At 34.8% G+C, this 21,258-nt stretch carries 15 protein-coding genes and 1 tRNA gene; 13 read left to right on the forward strand and 3 right to left on the reverse strand.

All coding sequences use genetic code 11. The features are described 5' to 3' along the window. The first annotated feature begins 3 nt into the window (after positions 1 to 3). From EG359_RS18590 to EG359_RS18630, 9 genes are all read left to right on the forward strand, one after another. Positions 4 to 1,017, forward strand: coding sequence for an RNA ligase, Rnl2 family (locus EG359_RS18590; protein ID WP_076356275.1), 1,014 nt, complete (start codon positions 4 to 6; stop codon positions 1,015 to 1,017). Between the two features lie 93 nt (positions 1,018 to 1,110). Next, a complete protein-coding gene (locus EG359_RS18595) occupies positions 1,111 to 2,055 on the forward strand; it encodes an MBL fold metallo-hydrolase (protein WP_076356277.1) in 945 nt (314 codons plus the stop codon). A 35-nt stretch (positions 2,056 to 2,090) separates the two neighbouring features. Beyond that, the gene (locus tag EG359_RS18600) at positions 2,091 to 2,654 is read left to right on the forward strand and encodes a metallophosphoesterase family protein (RefSeq protein ID WP_076356279.1); all 564 of its coding nucleotides are present in this window, start codon (positions 2,091 to 2,093) and stop codon (positions 2,652 to 2,654) included. Positions 2,655 to 2,744: 90 nt separating this feature from the next. Further along, positions 2,745 to 3,290 (forward strand): 3'-5' exonuclease, encoded by a 546-nt coding sequence (locus tag EG359_RS18605; protein ID WP_076356281.1) that lies wholly within the window; start codon positions 2,745 to 2,747, stop codon positions 3,288 to 3,290. Between the two features lie 17 nt (positions 3,291 to 3,307). Next, on the forward strand, positions 3,308 to 3,859 hold the full coding sequence (locus EG359_RS18610; RefSeq protein WP_076356283.1) for a 3'-5' exonuclease: 552 nt from the start codon (positions 3,308 to 3,310) through the stop codon (positions 3,857 to 3,859). A gap of 122 nt (positions 3,860 to 3,981) precedes the next feature. After that, entirely contained in the window at positions 3,982 to 5,940 is a 1,959-nt protein-coding gene (locus tag EG359_RS18615; protein ID WP_084180512.1) for an AAA family ATPase, read from the forward strand. A gap of 263 nt (positions 5,941 to 6,203) precedes the next feature. Then, complete coding sequence (locus EG359_RS18620) at positions 6,204 to 8,735, forward strand: DUF6493 family protein (RefSeq protein ID WP_076356285.1); 2,532 nt, start codon at positions 6,204 to 6,206, stop codon at positions 8,733 to 8,735. Next, positions 8,732 to 11,428, forward strand: coding sequence for a DUF6493 family protein (locus tag EG359_RS18625; RefSeq protein WP_076356287.1), 2,697 nt, complete (start codon positions 8,732 to 8,734; stop codon positions 11,426 to 11,428). Before EG359_RS18620 ends, EG359_RS18625 begins: the two co-directional genes overlap by 4 nt. A gap of 3 nt (positions 11,429 to 11,431) precedes the next feature. Then, complete coding sequence (locus EG359_RS18630) at positions 11,432 to 12,775, forward strand: SWIM zinc finger family protein (RefSeq protein ID WP_076356289.1); 1,344 nt, start codon at positions 11,432 to 11,434, stop codon at positions 12,773 to 12,775. Positions 12,776 to 12,880: 105 nt separating this feature from the next. On the opposite strand, the gene EG359_RS18635 is transcribed toward EG359_RS18630, so the two are convergent. Beyond that, complete coding sequence (locus EG359_RS18635) at positions 12,881 to 13,333, reverse strand: VOC family protein (protein ID WP_076356291.1); 453 nt, start codon at positions 13,331 to 13,333, stop codon at positions 12,881 to 12,883. Positions 13,334 to 13,697: 364 nt separating this feature from the next. Here EG359_RS18635 and EG359_RS18640 point away from each other — a divergent pair, with 364 nt between their 5' ends. Further along, entirely contained in the window at positions 13,698 to 15,215 is a 1,518-nt protein-coding gene (locus EG359_RS18640; RefSeq protein WP_076356293.1) for a TROVE domain-containing protein, read from the forward strand. 1,538 nt (positions 15,216 to 16,753) lie between these two features. Further along, positions 16,754 to 16,890, forward strand: a tRNA-OTHER gene (locus tag EG359_RS22570). A gap of 490 nt (positions 16,891 to 17,380) precedes the next feature. Here the strand turns inward: EG359_RS22570 and EG359_RS18650 are convergent. Together EG359_RS18650 and EG359_RS18655 are read right to left on the reverse strand one after the other, a co-directional pair. Beyond that, positions 17,381 to 17,731, reverse strand: coding sequence for a hypothetical protein (locus EG359_RS18650; RefSeq protein WP_076356297.1), 351 nt, complete (start codon positions 17,729 to 17,731; stop codon positions 17,381 to 17,383). Between the two features lie 11 nt (positions 17,732 to 17,742). After that, entirely contained in the window at positions 17,743 to 18,171 is a 429-nt protein-coding gene (locus tag EG359_RS18655; RefSeq protein ID WP_076356299.1) for a transposase, read from the reverse strand. A gap of 642 nt (positions 18,172 to 18,813) precedes the next feature. Between EG359_RS18655 and EG359_RS18660 the strand changes: the two genes are divergently transcribed. After that, the gene (locus EG359_RS18660; protein ID WP_076356301.1) at positions 18,814 to 20,352 is read left to right on the forward strand and encodes a SulP family inorganic anion transporter; all 1,539 of its coding nucleotides are present in this window, start codon (positions 18,814 to 18,816) and stop codon (positions 20,350 to 20,352) included. Between the two features lie 230 nt (positions 20,353 to 20,582). Beyond that, a complete protein-coding gene (locus EG359_RS18665; RefSeq protein WP_076356303.1) occupies positions 20,583 to 21,251 on the forward strand; it encodes an HAD family hydrolase in 669 nt (222 codons plus the stop codon). Positions 21,252 to 21,258: the final 7 nt, after the last annotated feature.

A 21,258-nucleotide genomic window follows, 5' to 3' on the forward strand; every position in this document is an offset into this window, starting at 1 on the left:
AAAATGATTTTCAAAACATATAACTCTATAGAAAACGCTTACCAGGCCCGCATGATCGATCAGATCAGGTTGCAGGGTTTTGGGGATGAGGTTTTCATCGTGCAGGAAAAAGTTCATGGAGCTAATTTCTCTTTCTTTACCGATGGAAAGGAAATTAAGATCGCAAAAAGGACAGCTTTTATTGAAAAAGATGAAAAATTCTATAATGCACATCAGATGTTGGAACGCTACAAAAAAAATGTAATTGAGGTGTTTCAAAAAGTGAAAACAATGCACCCGAATGTGGAAACTGTAGTCATCTACGGTGAGTTATTCGGTGGCGGTTACAACCACAAAGAAGTAGAACCCGTAAAAGGTGCCGTGAGAGTACAAAAAGGTATTGAATATGCACCTTACAATGAATTCTATGCCTTCGATATTAAGTTGAATGGGGTTACTTATTTGGATACAGATATTGTTAATCAAATTTTCGAGAAAACCGGATTTTTCTATGCTAAAACCTTATTTCAAGGGACTTTAGAAGAGGCTTTGAGGTTTCCGAATGTTTTCAATTCTAAAATTCCAGCTTGGTTGGGATTACCGGAATTGAATAATATGTGTGAAGGAACCATTATAAAGACTTTAAAAACCAAATATTTTGGGAATGGTGCAAGAGTCATTCTAAAAAATAAGAATGAAAAGTGGATCGAAAAATCTAAAATGGTTAAAAAGCAAGGGAAAACAATTCAGAAGCAAATTGTTTTTGGAGAAACAGCCCAAAATATTTGGGAAGAAATCCAAAGGTATGTGACTGCAAATCGTTTGAATAATGTTGTGAGCAAAATTGGTGAATTCGAACCCAAAATGATGGGGAAGATCATTGGTCTTTTTGCACAGGATATTTTAGAGGATTTTGAAAAGGATTTTCCATCAGTTTTCACTACAATAGAAAAAGAAGAACAGAAAAGGATCAACAAAAAGTTGAATACTTTGGTTATAGATTTTATAAAAGAAGAGTTAATGACTCTTAAAGTTTAGTTTCGGTAATTCATTATCGAAACTTTTTTACGTGTAAATTCAACCATAAAAGTCCAAAGAAATTTTGACAAAACGGTTTTTAAAAAGAAAAAAATGTTACAAGCAGAAATAAAAAGTCTTTTAAAAGAAGACATCAGTATATTAATAAAAGTTCCCAATTCAGGAAAGCATTATGTATGTGATTGTGGTGAAGCAAGCTTATTGACAGTGAAGGAGGCACAGTCTGTGTCAGCAATATTCATCAGCCATACACATATTGATCACTTTGCGAACTTTGACGGGATTTTCAGACATCAAATTGGAAGTGGAGAAAAAGTGGTCATCTGTGGACCGAAGAATATTCATCAACAAGTTGAAGCAAGGTTAAAATCCTACACATGGAATTTAATAGATGAAAATGCCATTGAATATGAAATCAGGGAAATTGTTTCCAAGGAAGAAATTAATGTTTATACACTCCATCCACCTTACTGGAATACAGAATTCATAAAGACTCAGAATTTTCTTTTTGAAGATGAATGTGTGAATGTTGATTTTGCCATTCTTGATCATAAAACAGATTCCATTGCTTATCTGTTTAAAGAAAGAGATACCATTACTTTTCATGAAGAAGCTTCCGGCTTCAGAAAAGGAAAATGGATCAGCGAGTTAAAAATAGCTTTCGAAAACAATGATCCGGATCAGCAAATTGAGATAGAAGATACAATATACAAGGCGTCGGAATTATTCCATCTACTCACAAAAAATGAGGGATATAAGTTGGGCGTAATTATGGATCATGCTGTAGATGAAAGAAACTATGAAAAGATGAGAACTGTTTTTACAGAAGCTGATAAGGTATACATCGAAACATTTTATAAAGATCTCGATCAGGAATTTGCCAAACTCAATTATCACAGTTTTGCATCTGCATCAGGAAAAATCATGAATGAATGCAAGGTGAAAGAAGCCATCCCGATCCACTTTTCAAGAAGATATACGGAAAGTGATCAACAGGAAATTGAAACTGCTTTTTATAAAGCATTTCGAGAAAGTTAATTTAAAATATTTATTAACAAACAACAATTAAAAAAATGAAACCTAATATATTTTTTACAGCAGACCATCATTTTGGTCATGAAAATATTATAAAATTTTCCGAAAGGCCCTTTGAGTCTCCGGAACATATGAATGAAGAGCTAATCAAAAGATGGAACGAGAAAGTCGGAGTCGGAGATACCGTTTATCATTTAGGTGATTTCAGCTTAGGAAAACCTGATTTTACAAAAGAAATTTTGGATCAATTAAACGGAAATATCCACTTAATCAAAGGAAATCATGAAGGAGCAGCATTAACTTATCCTAAACGATTTGCCTCCATCAGAGATTATCACGAATTGAAAATAGACGACCCGGAGAATAATAACGGAAAACAGAAAATAATTCTTTTCCATTACTCAATGCGTACCTGGAACGGTTCACACCGTGGAGTATGGCAGTTATACGGGCATTCACACGGGACTTTACCTGATGATGAAATGGCGTTAAGCTTTGATGTTGGAGTGGATTGCCACGATTTTTACCCGATTTCCTACGAAGAAGTAAAGGAAATTATGAAAAGGAAAAAGTGGACGCCTCCATTCGGACCGCGAGAATAATATTACAGGAAAGTTGTAAAGTATAAGAGTGTTAGAATTTAAATTTTACGGTCTAACCTCTTTACTGTACAACATCCATTTTATAAAACCATGAAAACAACCAATGAAATATTAATTGTCGATTTGGAAGCTACCTGTTGGGAAAACGACAGGATTCCAATCGGACAAAAAGTCGATATTATAGAAATAGGGATTTGCAAACTGGATCTGATATCCAATGCTATTTCCCAAAAGCAAAGCATCTACATTATTCCTGAAAGATCAGAGATCAATAAATTCTGTACAAAACTCACAAGAATTACTCCGCAATTAATCGAAGAAAAAGGAATCTATTTCGAAGAAGCCTGTGAAAAGATCAGAGATGAGTACCATTCTGCCTTACTTACATGGGCGGGATATGGAAACTTCGACAGGGAGCAGATCATTGAACAATGTGACTGGCTTGGAACAGAAAGTCCCTTTTCAGAACAATATTTGAACGTGATGTATGAATTCAAAAGACATTTCAGACTACATAAATCAATAGGACTTAAAAGAGCCTTGGATTATCTGACGATGGATTTTGAAGGAAATCATCACAGTGGAGCCGATGATGCTTATAATACCGCTAAGGTCTTAAGTAAGATTTTAGCATAATTTAAAATTTAAAACAAGTGAAAACAACAGAAAATATATTAATTATAGATCTTGAAGCCACGTGTTGGGATAACCGCCCGCCCAGAGGTCAGGAAAGCGAGATCATTGAAATAGGAGTTTGTATCATGAATGCAAAAACCGGAAAGATCTCTAAAAATGAGGGAATCTTAATCAAGCCTCAGTATTCAAAGGTAAGCCCTTTCTGTACAGAGCTTACAACGCTTACACAGAGTTTGCTGGATAATGAAGGCATTATGCTGGATGATGCTTTTGATATTTTAAGAGCAGAATATGACTCCGAGGAATTAACTTGGGCAAGTTATGGAAACTATGACCTGAATATGCTTAAGGATCAGGCCAGAAGATTTTACACAGATTATCCGATGGGCGATGACCATATTAATGTGAAAACATTATTTGGAGAATTGCATCCAACAGTAAGAAAAAGTGTAGGAATGCAGAGAGCCTTGAATGAACTGGGCTTTAAGCTGGATGGTACCCATCACAGAGGAGTAGATGATGCCAGAAATATTGCAAAGATTCTGCACTGGTGCCTGAAGAATTATTAAAAGATAAGGTAGACTCAATACTATCATGATGATGGACTCTCTGCAAAGGGAGTCTTTTTTATTTTGATATTGACAATTGATTTTAATTTTTATGATTTAAATTTGATAAAACTTTTTATTCATTGGAGGTACTTGTTGAATTACTTGAAAATACCAACAGAAGCGTGTTTTTGACAGGGAAAGCAGGAACGGGGAAGACTACTTTCCTAAATGATTTTGTGAAAAAGACCCGCAAAAAACATATCATTGTTGCGCCTACAGGTATTGCAGCCATTAATGCTGGCGGGGTAACCATTCATTCGTTATTTGGAATTCCGTTCCGAACCTTTGTGCCTACTACAGAACACATTGATCCTAATTTGGCAATGAATATTAATGAACTCTTCCCTCATTTTAAATATCGAAAAGATAAGCTGGACTTGTTTCGCGAGATAGAACTCATTATTATTGATGAGGTTTCTATGCTAAGAGCTGATCTGCTGGATATTTTGGATCATTCCTTGAGGCGTGTAAGAAGAAATCAATTTCCATTTGGAGGAGCACAATTGCTGTTGATTGGAGATTTATACCAACTACCACCGGTTGTCAAAGATGATTCGGAAAAGATATTGTCAAAATATTATCAGACCCCATTTTTCTTTTCTGCACAGGCATTACAAAATATTCCCTTAATAACGGTAGAATTAACAAAAGTTTACAGACAGCAAAACAAAGAATTTCTTGGGATTCTTGAGGCAGTTCGGCACGCAGATATTCGTAATATTGATTTTGAAAAATTGAACTCCCGATATAAACCGGACTTTGAACCTGAAAATGAAGCTTACATCCATCTTTGCTCCCATAATCGTATTGCTGATCATATTAATCAGAAAAAACTGAGAGAGTTGCAAGAAGCCTCTCAATTTTATAAAGCCACTGTTATTGGAGAATTTAAAGAAACCCAATACCCCAATGATGAAATTATTGAATTGAAAGTAGGTTCTCAAATCATGTTCATTAGAAATGATTCATCTCCTGAAAAAAAATTCTACAATGGCAAACTCGCAAAAATTTCCTGCCTAGAAGAAGATCTTATAAAGGCCGTATTCGAAGAATCTGGAGTAGAATTTACACTTACAAAAGAAGTCTGGGAACAAAAGAAATATACTCTCGACGCTGATAAGAATATAAAAACAGAAGTATTGGGAAGCTTTGAGCAATATCCGATACGTTTAGCCTGGGCGGTCACCATTCATAAAAGTCAGGGACTTACATTTGACCGCGTTATCATTGATGCCGGAAGATCCTTTGCCAGTGGACAGGTATATGTGGCATTAAGCCGATGCAGAACCTTGGAGGGCATTGTTCTGAAATCTAAAATTACCCCGGAAGCTATATTTTGTGATTCCAGAATTGAAAAATTTCAGGATTCAACCAACGCTAATGATATATTAGAGAAGCTTCTTGAGAAAGATAAATATAGTTTTACACTTCTTAAAGTTCAGATGAAAATAGATGCAAGCTGGTTAAAAGATTTTGTGATAAATTGGATAGCTGAAGAAGTATCGGATGAAAAAATAAAAAAACAGGCAGAAAATTTTACAATAGAAAGCGAAAAACTTTTCTATATATCCGAAAAATTCAAAAAGATCATTCATCAGAAAACGCTGGGCTTTATAGCCGGAACAATCCCGTGGACTGAGATTGAAGATAAATGTAAAGGTGCTGTAAACTTCTTTTATAAAAAGGTAGCAGAAGATTTTTTATTGCCTTTAAAAGAGCTTTATTCGGAAACGATAAATAGAAAAGGACTTAAAAAATTTAACGAAGAAACTAAAATATTCCTCTATGATCTTGAAGATTATCTTGAAAAGCTGAAAGAATGCGGTCTTTTGGAAGTTCCTTTATTTGATAAAACACTGGAAGTAGACACTTCTGTAGTTGTTATGAAAAAACCTACTCATTTGATTACATTTCAACTATTTGAAGAGGGAATGCCTCCTTTTGAAATTGCAGAAAAGAGAAACCTTGCCCTATCAACAGTATACAGACATTTGGCGAAAATGGGATTAACTGAAGTAGAAAAGACTTTTAAAATGTAATAGCCTGTAATATTGCTGGTTTTCAAGAGTTTTTCTATTTATTGAATCATAAATATCGGAAGGAACAATTGAGTCTTAACAAATAGAAATTAAGCAAATATTTTAACACATATATCTTCAAACAGGGAATTGTTATTATTAATTTAAAATAAGAAATAGAAGTACTTTCAATACCTTAATTTTTTGTTAAAAAATTCACATTTTGGGGATAATTTACTGTCTGTCAATCAATTTTTGTTATTTTAGCCGGTAAGAATAAATTTATGCTTATTGAGGAGGAGTTTAGGGCAATATATTTAAACTATAAAATAAAGGAAATTGTTCCGTTTCTTAAAAAGCTTACACAAAAAGATAAAAAAGAAGTCGCTTCCATTTTAAAAAATAATATTAATAAAGAATGGGGGCACAACAATATTTCTGTGTTAGCTACTTTGGTATGTTCTAAAACGAAGAATGAATATGAAAAGATAGGCCCGGGATATTATTCCATGCCCGTTAATCTTATTGATGAAATCTTTGAAACTTACGTTCCGGAATGGATTGGTGAAAGCCTTCTATTTTTAAGTAATTTTGAATATATAAAGGTATTGGAGTGGGAACAGAAAGGCTATTTAAAGCTAAATGATAATATAAGTGCTTCATTACTTTCCTCTTCATTAGCCTCAAATCATACTTTGGAAGAAATTCTTTTTACTTATCCGGTTACCATAGATTCTCATATCTGGCTTTTATTTGAGTATGAATCTGATATAACTTATCATTCTCATGGCAGGAACTGGAAAGAAATATTGAAAACCCTTGTTCAGGATAATAAAATTACACGCAGTAAGGTTTTAAAATCTAGCATTAGTGCCATTAATCTCAATTTTTCAAAAGATCATAACACTTGGTTTCTGGAGCTTTTTACCTATCTTGTACCAACCGACAAGGAGATTATAGCACTGCAGGAAGAATTATTTGTTGTTTTTCATTCCGTGCAACATTCGCTATTTCCCGGAATACTAAAAATAGTCAGCCTGGCAATCACACAGAATGATTTTAAAACTGAAGAATTTCTACAGGCTACAGCATCATTGATGACCCTTACAACAAAAAATGTTGTGAATGCTCTGCTTCAGATCTTAGAAAAAATAGCCAAGAACAGTAAACCTCTTCATGAAGAGATTTGCATTCTCCTAATGCCTGTTTTTTTGAATAAAGACAAAGCACTTCAGACAAAGGGTGCAAAGATTCTTGCCAAATATGGTGATCCAAATTCTGTGAAAATACAGAACGAACTGATGTTGTATACAGGATCCATTCTTTCTGATGCACAAACCTTGCTGGAAAACTTCTTGGTAGAAAATGAAATTCCACAGAAAGCTACAGTCAAGGATTATGAAACAGTTTCATGGCATTTATCACAGCCTATTGCCCTTATTGAAACAGTAGATGACTTTATATTTTTGGCCTCCCAGATATTCAATAACAATGAAACCTATCATTTTGATTTGTTTTTAGATGCCTTGGTGAGATTTAATGATGACTTTAAAGAAGAGCATTTTAATAAACTTGAACCAGCCTTTAAAGCTGCACTCAAGAGAAAAGAAGCAGAAGGACTTCATCATTTATGGGCTACCTTTCTGATTAATTATGGTCTATTAAAACAGAAAAAAAAGTTACAGGTTTTGGGAGAAGCACGCCTTGGCTTTCCAACCCTTGAAAATTGGAGTGAAAAGAAAACCCCTTTTGTTTTCAAGGCATACCATCAGTTTTTGTTAGGCATATTTGAATTATTAAAACAAAATAAAAAGCTTCCGGTTCTTTCAGTTCCGGATCATACGCCGTGCTGGATTACAATTCATTCCCTTGTTGATAAGTTGAGAATCTATCAACAACATAATGAGCAGCCCATTCCTTTTGATTGGCAAATTGCAATGCTTCGTGCTAAAAAAGAAAACCTAGAACAGGCAGAGCAGTATGCAAAAGAACAGCTCAATGAAAAATATTTTGAGCTTTTAAAACCTGTTTTTGATCAAAACAATTTCAAAGATCAATATAAAAAGGAATTTTTGGAAGGAAACTTTGATTGGGAACTAGGTTACAGGAAAGTTTATAAGTGGAATACTACAGAAGAAATTCCACAACTATTGATATCTGTTGAAATCCAAAAAGAACTTTCCGAAAATGCGACTTTTTTGGATCATTTATTCAACTCCTATCATGGTGTTTATGATAATGACCTGATTTATATTTTGTATTTTGCTCCTTATTTTTCAGGCCCTGTTGTGGCGAAGAAATACAATAAAGATTTGTCAAGCTCTGTTTATCAGTATGATATAAAAGGGAGTGTAGTATTTCTTGATGCATGGATGAAGCTGAATCTACCTTTCCAGCCTGTACATTATTTATTCCTCTCTGCAGGACTGTTTAATAAAGATAAGACTTTCTCTGGTATGGCTTTTGAAGTCTTAGTAAACAAGGCGGTTTCGGAGGATTTCGGAGTACGGGAACTAGGCGTATTGATTGGTAAAAAGATCAATTTTGAATGGGCACCCGTAAAACGATTTACAGATGGTTTGTCAGGGTTTATCAATTTGAGTACCAGTCATAACCAAGCTTTTGAGAAATTGCTGATTTCCATTCTTTCAGCGATTGAAAAACCAGTTTTTAACCTTAAAAAGCTTTTAGAGCTTTACTATGAACTGCTTAACCAAAATCAAACCAAGGTCGATAAAACGATTATCAGTTTGCTTATAGAGTGGGAAAAAGAGAATAACCTGAAAAAAATTATACATCAAATTAAAAACCAATGAAAGAAAGACTCTATGAAATTCTTAATGAGGAAAAAATACATGAGATTATCCCTTTTTTGAAACAGCTAAGTGCAGAAGAAAAGAAGACATTAGTGCCTACGATAAAGAAAATGGGGCGTGAGATCAGTAAGATTGTCATGACCAAAAATTCTTATCATACCGCAGGATCTGTAAATCAACACTCAATTATTGATATTGCTTCATTTGTTTGCATGGATCAGAAAAACTTCGGTAAAAATTACTGGAGCCTTTTCCGAAACATTGAACAGACAGAGCAAATATTGGAGTGGGGGTGCCCGGACTGGTTTTCAGACTTTATCAATGATTCTATAGATGCTGAATTTACCGCATTTAATTATCAGCATATTTTAGGATGGACAGAAAGAGGCTATGTGCAGCCTAAACCTGAATTGCTGGGACATCACTTAAGTAATTATCCCTCTAATCTGGACCATCATCCGGAAACACTCAGTACTCACTTCTGGTATTTATGTGAATATCCATCCAAATCGTTGCCGTTCCGCAAAGAATGGTTTCCATTGGTACAAAAGCTTATTACAGAACAAAAAGTAGATAGAAAAAGATTCCTAAAAGAATGTCTTTTGGCGTCTAACAGAAACTTTAATAAGAATGTAACCGGCTGGTTTATGGATGCTTTTACCGCATTAAAGCCAACCGAAGAAGAATTGGTGGAACTTCAGGATGAGTTGCTTGCCGGATTAACGTCTGCGCAGTCTAAGGCAGTCAATACCATTCTTATACATTTGAAGAAATTAGTAGAATTACCTGCTTTTAAAAGTGATGAATTTTCACACTATCTTCCCAACTTACTGAGTTCAGAAATTAAAACAGTAGTTATTGCAGGCTTGGCTTTAACAGAAAAAATATTCCAGCACAAAAAGCTTGATCCCGAAATGTTGGGAATAGCTTTAAGTACTGCATTTGTAAGTAAAGATGATAGTATACAGTCGAAAGCAGCAAAAATTATTCTGAAATATATCCCAGCATCTGAAAATATAAAGGAGGCACTTTCTCATTATTCGGATAATATATTGAGTAATGTACGTCCTGTTTTAGCTAAATATATTGAAGACAAACAACAGGAGCTTGATGCCATAGCTTCAGAAAGAATATTACTGACGGCAAAGGAAAATAAAATCAAAGAGCTTGAAAGTTTTGAGGATTTAATGTTTTTCCTGCCATTAGCAATAGAAGACCCATACAGCTATCACTGTGATATTGCCTTGGATGGATTGATGCGCTTTGCTAATAAAAACGATGCCGAGTCTGTTAAATTAATAGAACCTGTATTTCTAAAAGCCTGTAAAACAATTGCCAGATGGGAAGTTCCCTATTTGAATGTTCTTCTGTGCAATCTGATTATAAATTACGGATTAAGTTTATTGGAAAAATATCCAATTCAGCTTAAAAATCTGGAGAAAATATATCATAAGACCTGTGAAGATGAAGCTTCAAGAGAGATTTATTCAAATTATCTTAAAAAACTAGGTCCAATAGAAAAAGTTGGAACAAAGGATCCTGTTACAAAAGCTTTCAAGGAGATGGCCGTATATATTTCTCAAAAGATAAAATCCGGAGAAAATATTCCCCTGTTATTTACAGTAACTCATACCCCTTGTTGGATTTCTCCCGTTAGTCTGGTAGAAAGATTAGAAGCCTATCAAAACAAAAATATTGAGCCCAATCATTTGGATATGCAGCTGGCATTGCAACGTTGTGCTCTGGACGATACTTCGGAAGCTTTGCAGTTGGTTGAGAAAAGATTAAAAGGTGAGTATAAAGAGCTGTTACTTTTCTTCTTTGGTAAAAACGAAAAACCAAAAGGAGAACTTATCCATTCATCATGGTGGATGACGGCCGGTATTACACGTTCACCGGAAACTGTTTTTAAGGAATTTAGTAGTTTCGGATATGATGATATTCCGGTAGAATTCCTTTCGGGAGCCTATCAATGGAAAACAATTGACAGCAAGAAAAATTCATATTATCCTGTGGAGTTGAACATTGTTATTCCAAAATATCATCTTGAAAAAAGAAAAGAGCCTTTGTTTCTGGAGTTTTTTATTGCTGAACAAAAAGAACTTTCCGAAATTCCTGCAATGATGTGGTGCTTTCCGAATACACCGGCAAATACCTTGGCAAAAGTAATCAGAAACTGCCTTTTCTATTCGGGTATTGCTGAAGTTTATGAAAGAAACCTGGTTTTAAATACAGCACAGGCTTTTTATCAGATCAAAAGACCTCTGGATGAAATGGGTTATCTGTTTTTAGGAACCATCTTTTTGGATGGAGATAAAACCATCAGAGGAACTGCTGCTGAAATCTGGCTGGAACATGTTTCTCATCAAATGATGGATAATGCACAGCTAGGTAAGGTAATTGGTCTGCATGAAAAACTTGAGTGGGCGCCTGTTAAAAGATTAACAGACCTTATCCAGCATCATATGCTTAACGTAAGCAAAAACCATAACGTTGCTCTGGAAGAGTTGATATCCGGTATACTGCTTCAGATGGAAAATCCGGTTACCAATTTGAAGAAATTACTGGAAGTTTATCATGAGGTATTGGCTTTAAATCAATCGGAGGCGAAAGGAAATATAATAGAAAAACTGAACAGCTGGAAAGAAAATTCGAGCCTGAAAAAAATCTGCAATCTTCTTCTAAAAAAATAAATTATGGAAGATATGCTTACTTACAATTATTCCAGATCATCTGCACTGGTAAAGAAAGATGCTCTGGAAGAACTGTTTCTCTCCAAATATAGCGAGATACAGAAAAATACCGATGTTCCCTGCTTTTTCTGGGGGAACGTAGGACAACCTTTTATTTTGGCCCGTTGCCTAATTACACTTTCCAATATTGTAAAGTCAAGCTTTAATCTGTCACCATTTCAGATGGCATTGCTCAAAGATCCTATTGTGACCGCCGGAAATGAGAGGTTGCGATTTGAAGGCTTTTCTCATTGCGCAGGAGTGTATGCACGAGTGGATGTTCTTCCGGATGGATTGGATGGGGAGTTTTTGGAAAACGGAACTACAAATGTAGATTTTAATCAACCCATGATAACCGCCCTTGGAAGTATTCGCCCCAATGAAAAAATTATGCTTTCTGTTGGTGACAAAGAATTCGGGTTATATAAAGAAGAAAAAAAAGTAGTGGAAAGAAAGGTTCCATTGCCTACAAAATGGATTAAGGGCTTAGGAACAGTACAGATATACCTGTCTGAATCACAAAAGCAACATAGTTTTAATAAGATACAAACTCAGCAGCTATTCAGAGGAATGCCGAAAGGGACAGTAAAGTCAGACTATTATCTTATCGTAAGAGGAAATAAACCGATGTTTTCTCCTGTAAAATCTGCTGATGCTGTCTGCATTGGAGGACTTCACAGGTTAAGACTATTGGAACCATTGCTTCCTTATATAGATCATATGCAGGTATTTCCGCATCCTAATATGCAGTCTACCACCTGGCAGCTTTATATGGGAAATATAAAATTTAGTTTTTCCCTGTCAAGAGAGAGCTGGAGAGGGTTTTCAGGAGAAGGGGCTGTTTTGGATAGTCTTACAACAGAAGTATCAGATGAATGGATTGATGCTCTGGACAAATATGCCTACGCTAACCAATCATTCAATGCAATGGTTCTAGCACTAGAGGAAAACATTAGCCTGAATAAAGCAGATAATATTACAGGAAGATTGGCTTCAATGGGATTGTTGGGATATGATCTTGACGATAATGAGTTCTTCTACCGCAGATTGCCCTTTAAGCTAAGCCGTATCTTAGAATTAAATCCACGTATGAAGAATGCTGAAAAACTGATTGAAGATGGAAAAGTTGAGATTTTAAGCAATCATAAAGAAAGAACAGAAGCCAGGGTACAAGGCACAGGAGTACACCATACCGTAATTATTGAAGACGAAAAGGAGCGTTGTACCTGCGAATGGTTCAGTAAATATCAAGGCGAAAGAGGTCCTTGTAAACACGTGCTTGCAGTGAAGAAACTTGTAAATAGTTAATAATAGAAATGTTGATAAGCGCAGAGGCGTAAAGAAAATGCTTGCGATTCTTAGAATCTATTGCGTCTTTGCGATTACCAACATATTAGGCACTATACTTCTTGATTAGCTTTGTGTCTGTTTTATCCATTCCTCATATGCCAAAACACCTAATTCAGGTTTTCCATCGCCCTCCAAAATAGAAATAAACTCAAGCTGGTTACCATCAGGATCATTGAAATAGATGGCCAGTGCAGGCATCCAGGCAAATACCATAGGTTCAATGCTTCCGTTTTTCAAAAAGTTATATGGCTTTAGATTCTTATTTTCCAAAAACTTCACAGAATAGTTTAAAATATCTTCTTTACTGCTGGAGAAAGCAAAATGTCTGGGTTGAAGATTCTCTTTTTGCTCCCACAATCCTAGCATAAACTCTTTCTCTTCTCCAATCCATAAAAATGCTATAGGTCTTGTTCCATCTCTATGAGCCAGCCTCAATCCCAATACTTCTGTATAAAATTGAATGGCTTTTTCCAAATCACTTACCTGAACATGAGTTTCGTATAATCCTTTAATCATAGCTTTAATTTTAATGAAGACAAAGCTAGAGAACACATGTGTAAAAACCGGAGATTACCGATTTCTTTATTTGAAATGAATGATAGAAGCTTTAAATGAATGATGTTGCTGTTCAATATTAATTTATAGTTCCAATATTTAATAAGAGTGGACTTTAGCCCCCTTAAAAAAAATCGTCTTCATCTGGCTTCAGCCAAAATCTTATTTTAAAATATATTTCTCACATTTTTCTTAAAATAAAAAATAAAATTTTCACAGAAAATAAACTACGCAAAATGATTGCGTAATACTGTTTTTACTTTGCATCAGAAATCAGAGAGGAAGTAATAATCCTTTCAATGTTTAACAAAAAAAACAGTAACTCATGAAATTTAATTTTTTGAAAAAAGAAAACAAAGTAGTCTTGAACTATGAGGGAGCAAAAGCATATGTGATGACCCCTGCAGAAGAATTGTATAGTGCTGTGGTTACAACAGGGCTTTCTAATATTACTTATGAAAAAGGGAATGAGAGATTGGAGAGAATACAGTCTCTGATTAAGAAAAATGATCCCGAATTTGTAGCAAAACTAGCTGTGTATGCTAGAAAAGATATGTACTTGCGTTCCATTCCATTGGTTTTGGCTACAGAGCTGGCAAGAGAAGCTTCAGGCTCAGACCTGGTAAGCAAAACAGTGGATGGAGTTGTTCAAAGAGCTGATGAAATCACAGAACTGCTGGCTTATTACCAGCTTGCCAATGAAAGAACAGAAACAAAAAAACTGAACAGGCTATCTAAGCAAATTCAGAAAGGATTGATAAAGTCATTCAATAAGTTTGACGAATACCAGTTTGCAAAATATAACAGGAAAGGAGAAGTAACATTGAAAGATGCCTTATTCCTGGTACACCCAAAAGCTAAGAATGAGAACCAGCAAACCATTTTTAATAAAATTGCAGGTGATGTGTTAGAAGTTCCTTACACGTGGGAAGTTGAGCTTTCTGTGCTGGGACAGAAAAAATATACTGATCAAGAAGAAAGAGAACAGGCTTTCAAAATCAAATGGGAAGAATTGATCTTCAGCAATAAACTAGGATACATGGCAACCCTGCGAAACCTAAGAAATATTCTGGAGGCAGAAGTATCAGCAGATGCAATGAATAAAATTTGTCGTTATCTGGCTGATGAAAAAGCGGTTATTCATTCAAAGCAGTTGCCGTTCAGATTTCTGGCAGCATACAGGGAATTGAAAACCATTGATTCACCTTATTTGTCTTCTGTACTGGAAGCATTGGAAAATGCAGTTGTGGTAAGTGCTCAGAATATCAAAGGCTTTGGCTTCAATACTTCTGTGGTTATTGCAGCTGATGTCTCAGGTTCAATGCAGAAAAAGGTTTCTCCAAAAAGTAAAATCTTGCTGTATGACATTGGTTTGTTGATGTCAATGATCTTACAGTCACAATGCAAAAATGTAGTAACAGGGATGTTCGGTGATCGTTGGTTACGGGTTCCAATGCCTAAAAATGGAATCCTAAGAAATGTAGATGCATTCTATAAGCGTGAAGGTGAAGTGGGGTATTCTACCAACGGTTATCTGGTCATCGAAGATTTGATTAAAAGACGGGAAAAAGTGGAAAAAGTAATGCTGTTCACAGATACCCAAATGTGGGATAGCTCTGGAAACAAACATTCATTTGAAGATTCCTGGAATAGATATAAGGCCATAGCTCCTGATGCAAAACTGTATATTTTTGACTTGGCTGGCTATGGAAGACAGCCGATTGATATCAAAAGAAATGATGTATACCTTATTGCAGGTTGGTCAGATAAAATCTTCGATGTATTGAATGCTTTGGAAGATCAGAAATCTGCAATAGAAATGATTGAAAAAGTAGTGCTGTAAAAGGCACTGCTTTTAATTTGAGCAGAATATTATTACTAAGTTTTAATGTAAAATATAACTACGTAAAAAGATTGCGTACCTGCAATTTAATTTTGCAGTATAAATATTACTGGTGCCGTTAGAAAGACATACTTCGATTCCAAAACAGACAGAGTCTTTCACCAGATTGCCCGGTAGCTAACCAATGCCGTTGATAAGAGTTTCATCGTCAACTTTTAATTGAATATCATTTACTCTTATCATTTTATTGCTTGGTTTTTAATAAAAATAACTACGTAAAAATAATGCGCAGTAAGTATATAAATTGGTAACCATAAAACTAATAACTATAAATAACCATAAAAAACAAGTGTCGTAAAATAGAGTTACTTCTTAAGGGACGGTAATATAGGTTCGAATCCTGTTCTGCAACAGCAGATAGTAGAAATGGTAATACCCCGTATTGATCTCTGTTTGATTTAATTACCTTGTTTAAATCATATCAAGTGTCGTTTTGGAATCATACTTCGATTACACGTCATCAGGTCGCAGGTTCAATTCCTGTCATTCTTGTTGTAAACGGGATGTAGCTCAGATGGTAGAGCAGATGGAAAAGAAAGATTCCTCCATTTTTACCTTGATAATTTATAAAAGAGTGCCGTAGAAAAGGCTTACTTCGGTAAATCTTATGATATTGGTTCAACTCCAAAACAGATCATGAAAATGATCTGGCGAGTCTTTTCAATCTTTTGCCTCTTTTAAAAAAAATAATAACAATGAATATACCAAGTAACCTGACTGAATTCCTATACTGGGTCAAGGAACGTACAGAAAAACTTTGGTCTGTGGATGATGAAAATTGTCCTAAAGGATTTTATGGTGCCAAATGGCAGGGGCTTTCTAAAGAACAGATTGATCAAGTTGAAAAAAAATATAACATCAGGTTTATCCCTGAGCATAAAGAATTTTTAAAAATTCTTCATACGATTGACAAAAAAGAAATTTTTGAATATGAGGATGATGGAGAACTGATTACAGAAGAACGTAATTTCTTTTATAATTGGCTTGCTGATGAAAAAGAAGTTTTAGAAATAATAAAAAGTTCATATAGTTGGATGAAGTACGATGCGGATGAGGATAGCCAGGTTTGGCTTAGTTCATGGGGGATAAAGCCTGCATCTTTGGAAAAGAGAATAGAAATTTTTGAAGAATGGTTTTCTCATGTTCCAGCTCTTTTACCTTTGACAGGACTCCGATATATTGTAAGTGATGAAAACCTTAAATGGAAGCCTGTTATTTCTTTAGGATCTTCTGATATTATTGTTATGGGTTGGGATTTAAGAACTTATTTATTAAATGAATTAAGTAACTATCTTGATATTCATATTGATGTATTTGATGAAGAAGACCAAATGTTTTACCCTGAACTTATTGATGAGGTAAAGAATATATTTGATGAAAATTTTAAGTATGATCAAACCAAAGATATTCCTTATCTGAAAGAAAGGATTCTCTATTTGTCTTCTGGATGGAGTAGTTTTGGTTTAAGCTATTATCCTGAAAATGCAGGAATTCATCCTATTGTTAAAACTGAGATGTCTGAAGAAGAAAAATAAACTATAATCAAGTGTCGTCTTAGAATCATACTTCGAGATTGAATAAACATTGGGTCGCAGGTTCGAATCCTGCCTTTTCCCTCGAAAAGGAGAGGTAGCTCAGCAGGTAGAGCAAATGCACAGAAGATTCTGAAAAATATTACCTTGATTTGTATAAAGAGTGCCGTAAAAAAGACTTACTTCGGTTTAATTTGGTTCGACTCCAGAAAGTCATGAAAATGATTTTGTAAAAGTCTTTTTGAACTTAGCCTCTTTTTTATTAAAAAAAAAATAAGTGCCGTAGAATAGTGTTACTTCGATCATCACGACGGGGACACGGGTTCGAGTCCTGTCTCTTCCACAACAAAAAGCACAATTATTATAGGAAGAGTAGCTCAGTTGGTAGAGCACGACATCACTTTTTGCTTGTTGCCTTGTTTTATTATAAGTGTCGTTAGAAAAAGCTTCATCGTCACGCAATTTGGGGAGGAATAGCGAAGTCGGTAACTTCGGCAAGGTTATCCGGTTCGACTCCGGCAAGTGTAGCCCCGTGCTTTTTCTTGTTGTTACCTTTACAAAAAAGCCGATATATTATTTATCGGCTTTTTTTATTGGATCTTTAAGCTCTTCCTCAAACATGAGTTTCCATTTTGTAAGAGTAGTTCTGCTTATTTTATATTTTTTAGACATATAACTGGTAGAATGGCCATGTTTCTTTTGATACTGAAGAAGCTTAATCATTGTTTTCTTGTCATAGGTCTTAAGTTTTTGATTATTTTTTTGGCCTTCTCTGGATGGTTTGAAAAGTCTGTCATTGAACTTAAGCACATCTTCACTAGTATCCAGCTTGCCAAGAAGTTCTTTAATCTTTGGATCTTTTAATTTTTCCGGATATTCTAGCGTAAGCATATCCTGGTAAATCTTTTTATAGTTGGGACGCATTTCTTGTCAGTTTATCCGTTCATATTATCACTTTTCTGAAGCCATCTGTGAAGAGTACTTTTAGGAATAGAGTATTCTTTAATCACTTCGCTCTGTGTCATTTCACCGGAAAGAATTCTTTTCATAATAAATTCTTTAATTTCCTGAGTGTAAATATTTTTTCTGAAATAAGGGATTTTATCCGATTTTTGCTGATTTTTATTAACTGCTGCGGGTGGTGCATATAGAATCAGATGTGAGCTGTAAAGTCTGAAAAAATCATATTCCAATAATTTACTCCACCTTAAAAGAAGATCCGTATCTATTGATTTGCTATTGTACATTTTTTCAACAGCATTTTCATCTCTCCCCAGAAACTTACATATTCTCTCTACTGTTATTTCGCTTTCATCAACTCTCTCCTTAATAAACTTTCCAATATGGATTTCTTTGTATAACATTTTTATTTAATATTATCTATTTATTAAAACTTATGCATGAGAAAACACAAAATAGGCAATATATATTATCACATATTACAGAATATAATTCACTTAAATTTGAAGTTGAAAAAGGGTAGGTGATTACTCAAGGATGTAGGATACCATAAATAAAAACCGTAAAATTTTTAAAACTGATAAGGATAGCTTAATATCTTAAAAAAAGGTGTGAGCGTTGTCACTTTAGTGTACCTTTAGGTATATTGCTTATTCTCAATGGGTTTATAACTCTTCTTCTTTTTCAAACTTCTTTTTTCGACCATCTGTGTAAATAATATATAACCTATTAAAGCTTCTCTATGCAATTTTATTTACGCTAAGCTTTTATTTATTGTATGATTGTATGTGTATTGACAACCAGTTTTTTATGCTTTGAATATTGTGTTTAGTACCTAATAATCTGCTTAATTGCTTTCAAATTTAAACAAAAATAAGAAGCTATGTTAGAAAGGAATATAAAAAAGTTTATTTATGGGCGTATTTTAAGTAAAATTAACATATTATGTAAACTAATGTGTGAATTATTATAAAGATAAAATGATGATGAAAGAAGAAAGATAAAAAATTGTATACCATTAACCAAGTATATACCTTTGCCGTTCAATGAAAAATACCATAAGCTTATTCGATTTTTCGAAGAAAATTAATTATAAAAATGAATTGCTGGCAGGCTTTACCGTAGCCATGACGATGATTCCGGAATCCCTGTCATTTGCAATACTGGCAGGGCTTTCTCCACTTACAGGATTGTATGCTGCTTTTCTGATGGGATTGGTAACAGCTATTTTAGGTGGACGTCCCGGAATGGTTTCCGGAGGTGCAGGAGCTACCATAGTTGTGCTGATTGCCCTTATAAAATCCCACGGAATAGATTATCTTTTTGCCACTGTAGCGCTGGCTGGAATTCTTCAGATGCTGGTGGGTATTTTTAAGTTAGGAAAATTTGTAAGACTCATTCCACAACCGGTTATGTATGGCTTTTTGAACGGATTGGCGGTCATTATTTTTATGGCTCAGGTGGAACAATTTAAAATTACAGACAGCAATGGAGTAGTAGGCTGGCTTCAGGGTACTTCATTGTATATTATGGCAGGCTTAACGGCTCTTACCATTGCCGTAGTCTATTTTTTCCCTAAGCTTACTAAAGCTGTTCCTGCATCCCTGGTGGCAATTATCGTAATATTTGCCGTGGTTTTAGGCTTTAATATCCCCACAAAAACAGTGGCGGATATTGCTCATATCAGCGGTAGTCTTCCAAGTTTTCATATTCCGCAGGTTCCTTTTTCCATTGATACCTTACAGATTATTTTTCCTTACGCACTTATCATGGCAGGCGTAGGTCTTATTGAATCTCTGTTGACGCTGTCTATGGTAGATGAAATTACCAATTCAAAGGGAAATGCAAATAAAGAATCAGTAGCCCAGGGATTGGCCAATATTACCAACGGTTTTTTCGGTGGAATGGGTGGTTGTGCCATGGTTGCCCAAACATTAGTGAATCTTAATGCAGGTTCCAGGGCAAGGCTGTCGGGAATTATAGCTTCCATTATGATTTTAATGATTATTCTGTTCGGAGCACCAATTATTGAAAGAATTCCGATGGCAGCATTGGTGGGAGTGATGATGATGGTTGCCATAAGTACCTTTCAGTGGGTTTCCATCAGAATTGTGAATAAAATGCCAAAGTCAGATATATTTGTCGGAATTACCGTAGCCCTTATTACTGTTGTTTTGCATAACCTGGCCTTAGCAGTGCTGGTAGGAGTCATTATCTCAGCCTTGGTTTTTGCTTGGGATAACGCCAAAAGAATTAGAGCAAAAAGATATACTGATAAAAATGGAATAAAGCATTACGAAATATATGGTCCGTTGTTTTTTGGTTCAGCTACAGCTTTTGCAGATAAGTTCGATCCAATGAATGATCCGGATGAGGTGATGATAGATTTTAAAGAAAGCCGTATTGTGGATATGAGTGCCATTGATGCTTTGGATAAACTGTCCAAACGCTACAAGCAGCAAGGAAAAACACTTTTCCTTCGCCATCTCAGTGAAGACTGCCGTAAAATGCTGAAAAATGCCGAAGCCGTAGTAGAAGTTAATATACAGGAAGATCCTACATATAAGGTAATGCCGGAAAAATAGAAGATCAAAATCTACAATAATTAAACAAGGATCATAATTCATTTTATGGTCCTTGTTTTTGCTTCATGCTTCTTCAAATCATAAAATATCTTAAAACAGAAAACTAAAGTTATTCATTTATGATAAAAATTTTATCTTTGGGAAGAATAGAAAATTAAACACTTGTTGATGATTAAAAATTTTTAAATCTTTTTCAAGAAAGCTAAATAAAACTTTTAACTTAAAACATATTGAAAACAGATATCGACATTCATAACCACTGTCATTTTTCCTTTGACCTGTGGCTCACCCTAATCAAATCTCATCCTGAATTTAAAACAAAAAGAGTTGAGCTGTTCTCCTCATTTTTTAATATAGATAAGTCTATAGATGAAGTTGCAAAAACCGTAAAATACTATGATGATCTTTGCAATACCATTAATGAGGTTACAGGAGGAAATATAGATACTTTTGAAATTTATCTTATGATCCTAGGATCATTGAATGTAGATATAAAGCTTTTAAACAAAGAAAAGCTGAATGAGTTTTATGTAAAAAGTGAAGAACTGTTCTTAGAATATAAGCCGGTTGTTATATTTGAAAATATCCATGATTTTTTTGATGAAATTAAAAATCAAGGTAAGACAATTAATATTCTAAGCAATACAGGGTTTATCAAAGGAACAACAATGCGAAAGTTTTTGATTCATGAAAACCTGGATCAGTACATAGATTTTCACATTTATTCTGACGAGATGAACTGTTCCAAACCGAATCCGCTTATTTTTCAGGAAGTGAAGAATAACATTAAGGATCAGGACTTGCCAATGAGCCAGATTTTACATATCGGAGACAATCCGGTTGCTGACTATAAAGGGGCAACAGACTTCGGTTTCAGTGCATATTTACTTAAAAACTAAAAATAAA

It is taken from the genome of Chryseobacterium joostei, assembly GCF_003815775.1.
Taxonomy (GTDB): domain Bacteria; phylum Bacteroidota; class Bacteroidia; order Flavobacteriales; family Weeksellaceae; genus Chryseobacterium; species Chryseobacterium joostei.

Coding starts and splice junctions, on each gene's coding strand:
- EG359_RS18590 (WP_076356275.1), top strand. CDS start 4: ATGATTTTCAAAACATATAACTCTATAGAAAACGCTTACCAGGCCCGC.
- EG359_RS18595 (WP_076356277.1), top strand. CDS start 1,111: ATGTTACAAGCAGAAATAAAAAGTCTTTTAAAAGAAGACATCAGTATA.
- EG359_RS18600 (WP_076356279.1), top strand. CDS start 2,091: ATGAAACCTAATATATTTTTTACAGCAGACCATCATTTTGGTCATGAA.
- EG359_RS18605 (WP_076356281.1), top strand. CDS start 2,745: ATGAAAACAACCAATGAAATATTAATTGTCGATTTGGAAGCTACCTGT.
- EG359_RS18620 (WP_076356285.1), top strand. CDS start 6,204: ATGCTTATTGAGGAGGAGTTTAGGGCAATATATTTAAACTATAAAATA.
- EG359_RS18625 (WP_076356287.1), top strand. CDS start 8,732: ATGAAAGAAAGACTCTATGAAATTCTTAATGAGGAAAAAATACATGAG.
- EG359_RS18630 (WP_076356289.1), top strand. CDS start 11,432: ATGGAAGATATGCTTACTTACAATTATTCCAGATCATCTGCACTGGTA.
- EG359_RS18635 (WP_076356291.1), bottom strand. CDS start 13,333: ATGATTAAAGGATTATACGAAACTCATGTTCAGGTAAGTGATTTGGAA.
- EG359_RS18640 (WP_076356293.1), top strand. CDS start 13,698: ATGAAATTTAATTTTTTGAAAAAAGAAAACAAAGTAGTCTTGAACTAT.
- EG359_RS18650 (WP_076356297.1), bottom strand. CDS start 17,731: ATGCGTCCCAACTATAAAAAGATTTACCAGGATATGCTTACGCTAGAA.
- EG359_RS18655 (WP_076356299.1), bottom strand. CDS start 18,171: ATGTTATACAAAGAAATCCATATTGGAAAGTTTATTAAGGAGAGAGTT.
- EG359_RS18660 (WP_076356301.1), top strand. CDS start 18,814: ATGAAAAATACCATAAGCTTATTCGATTTTTCGAAGAAAATTAATTAT.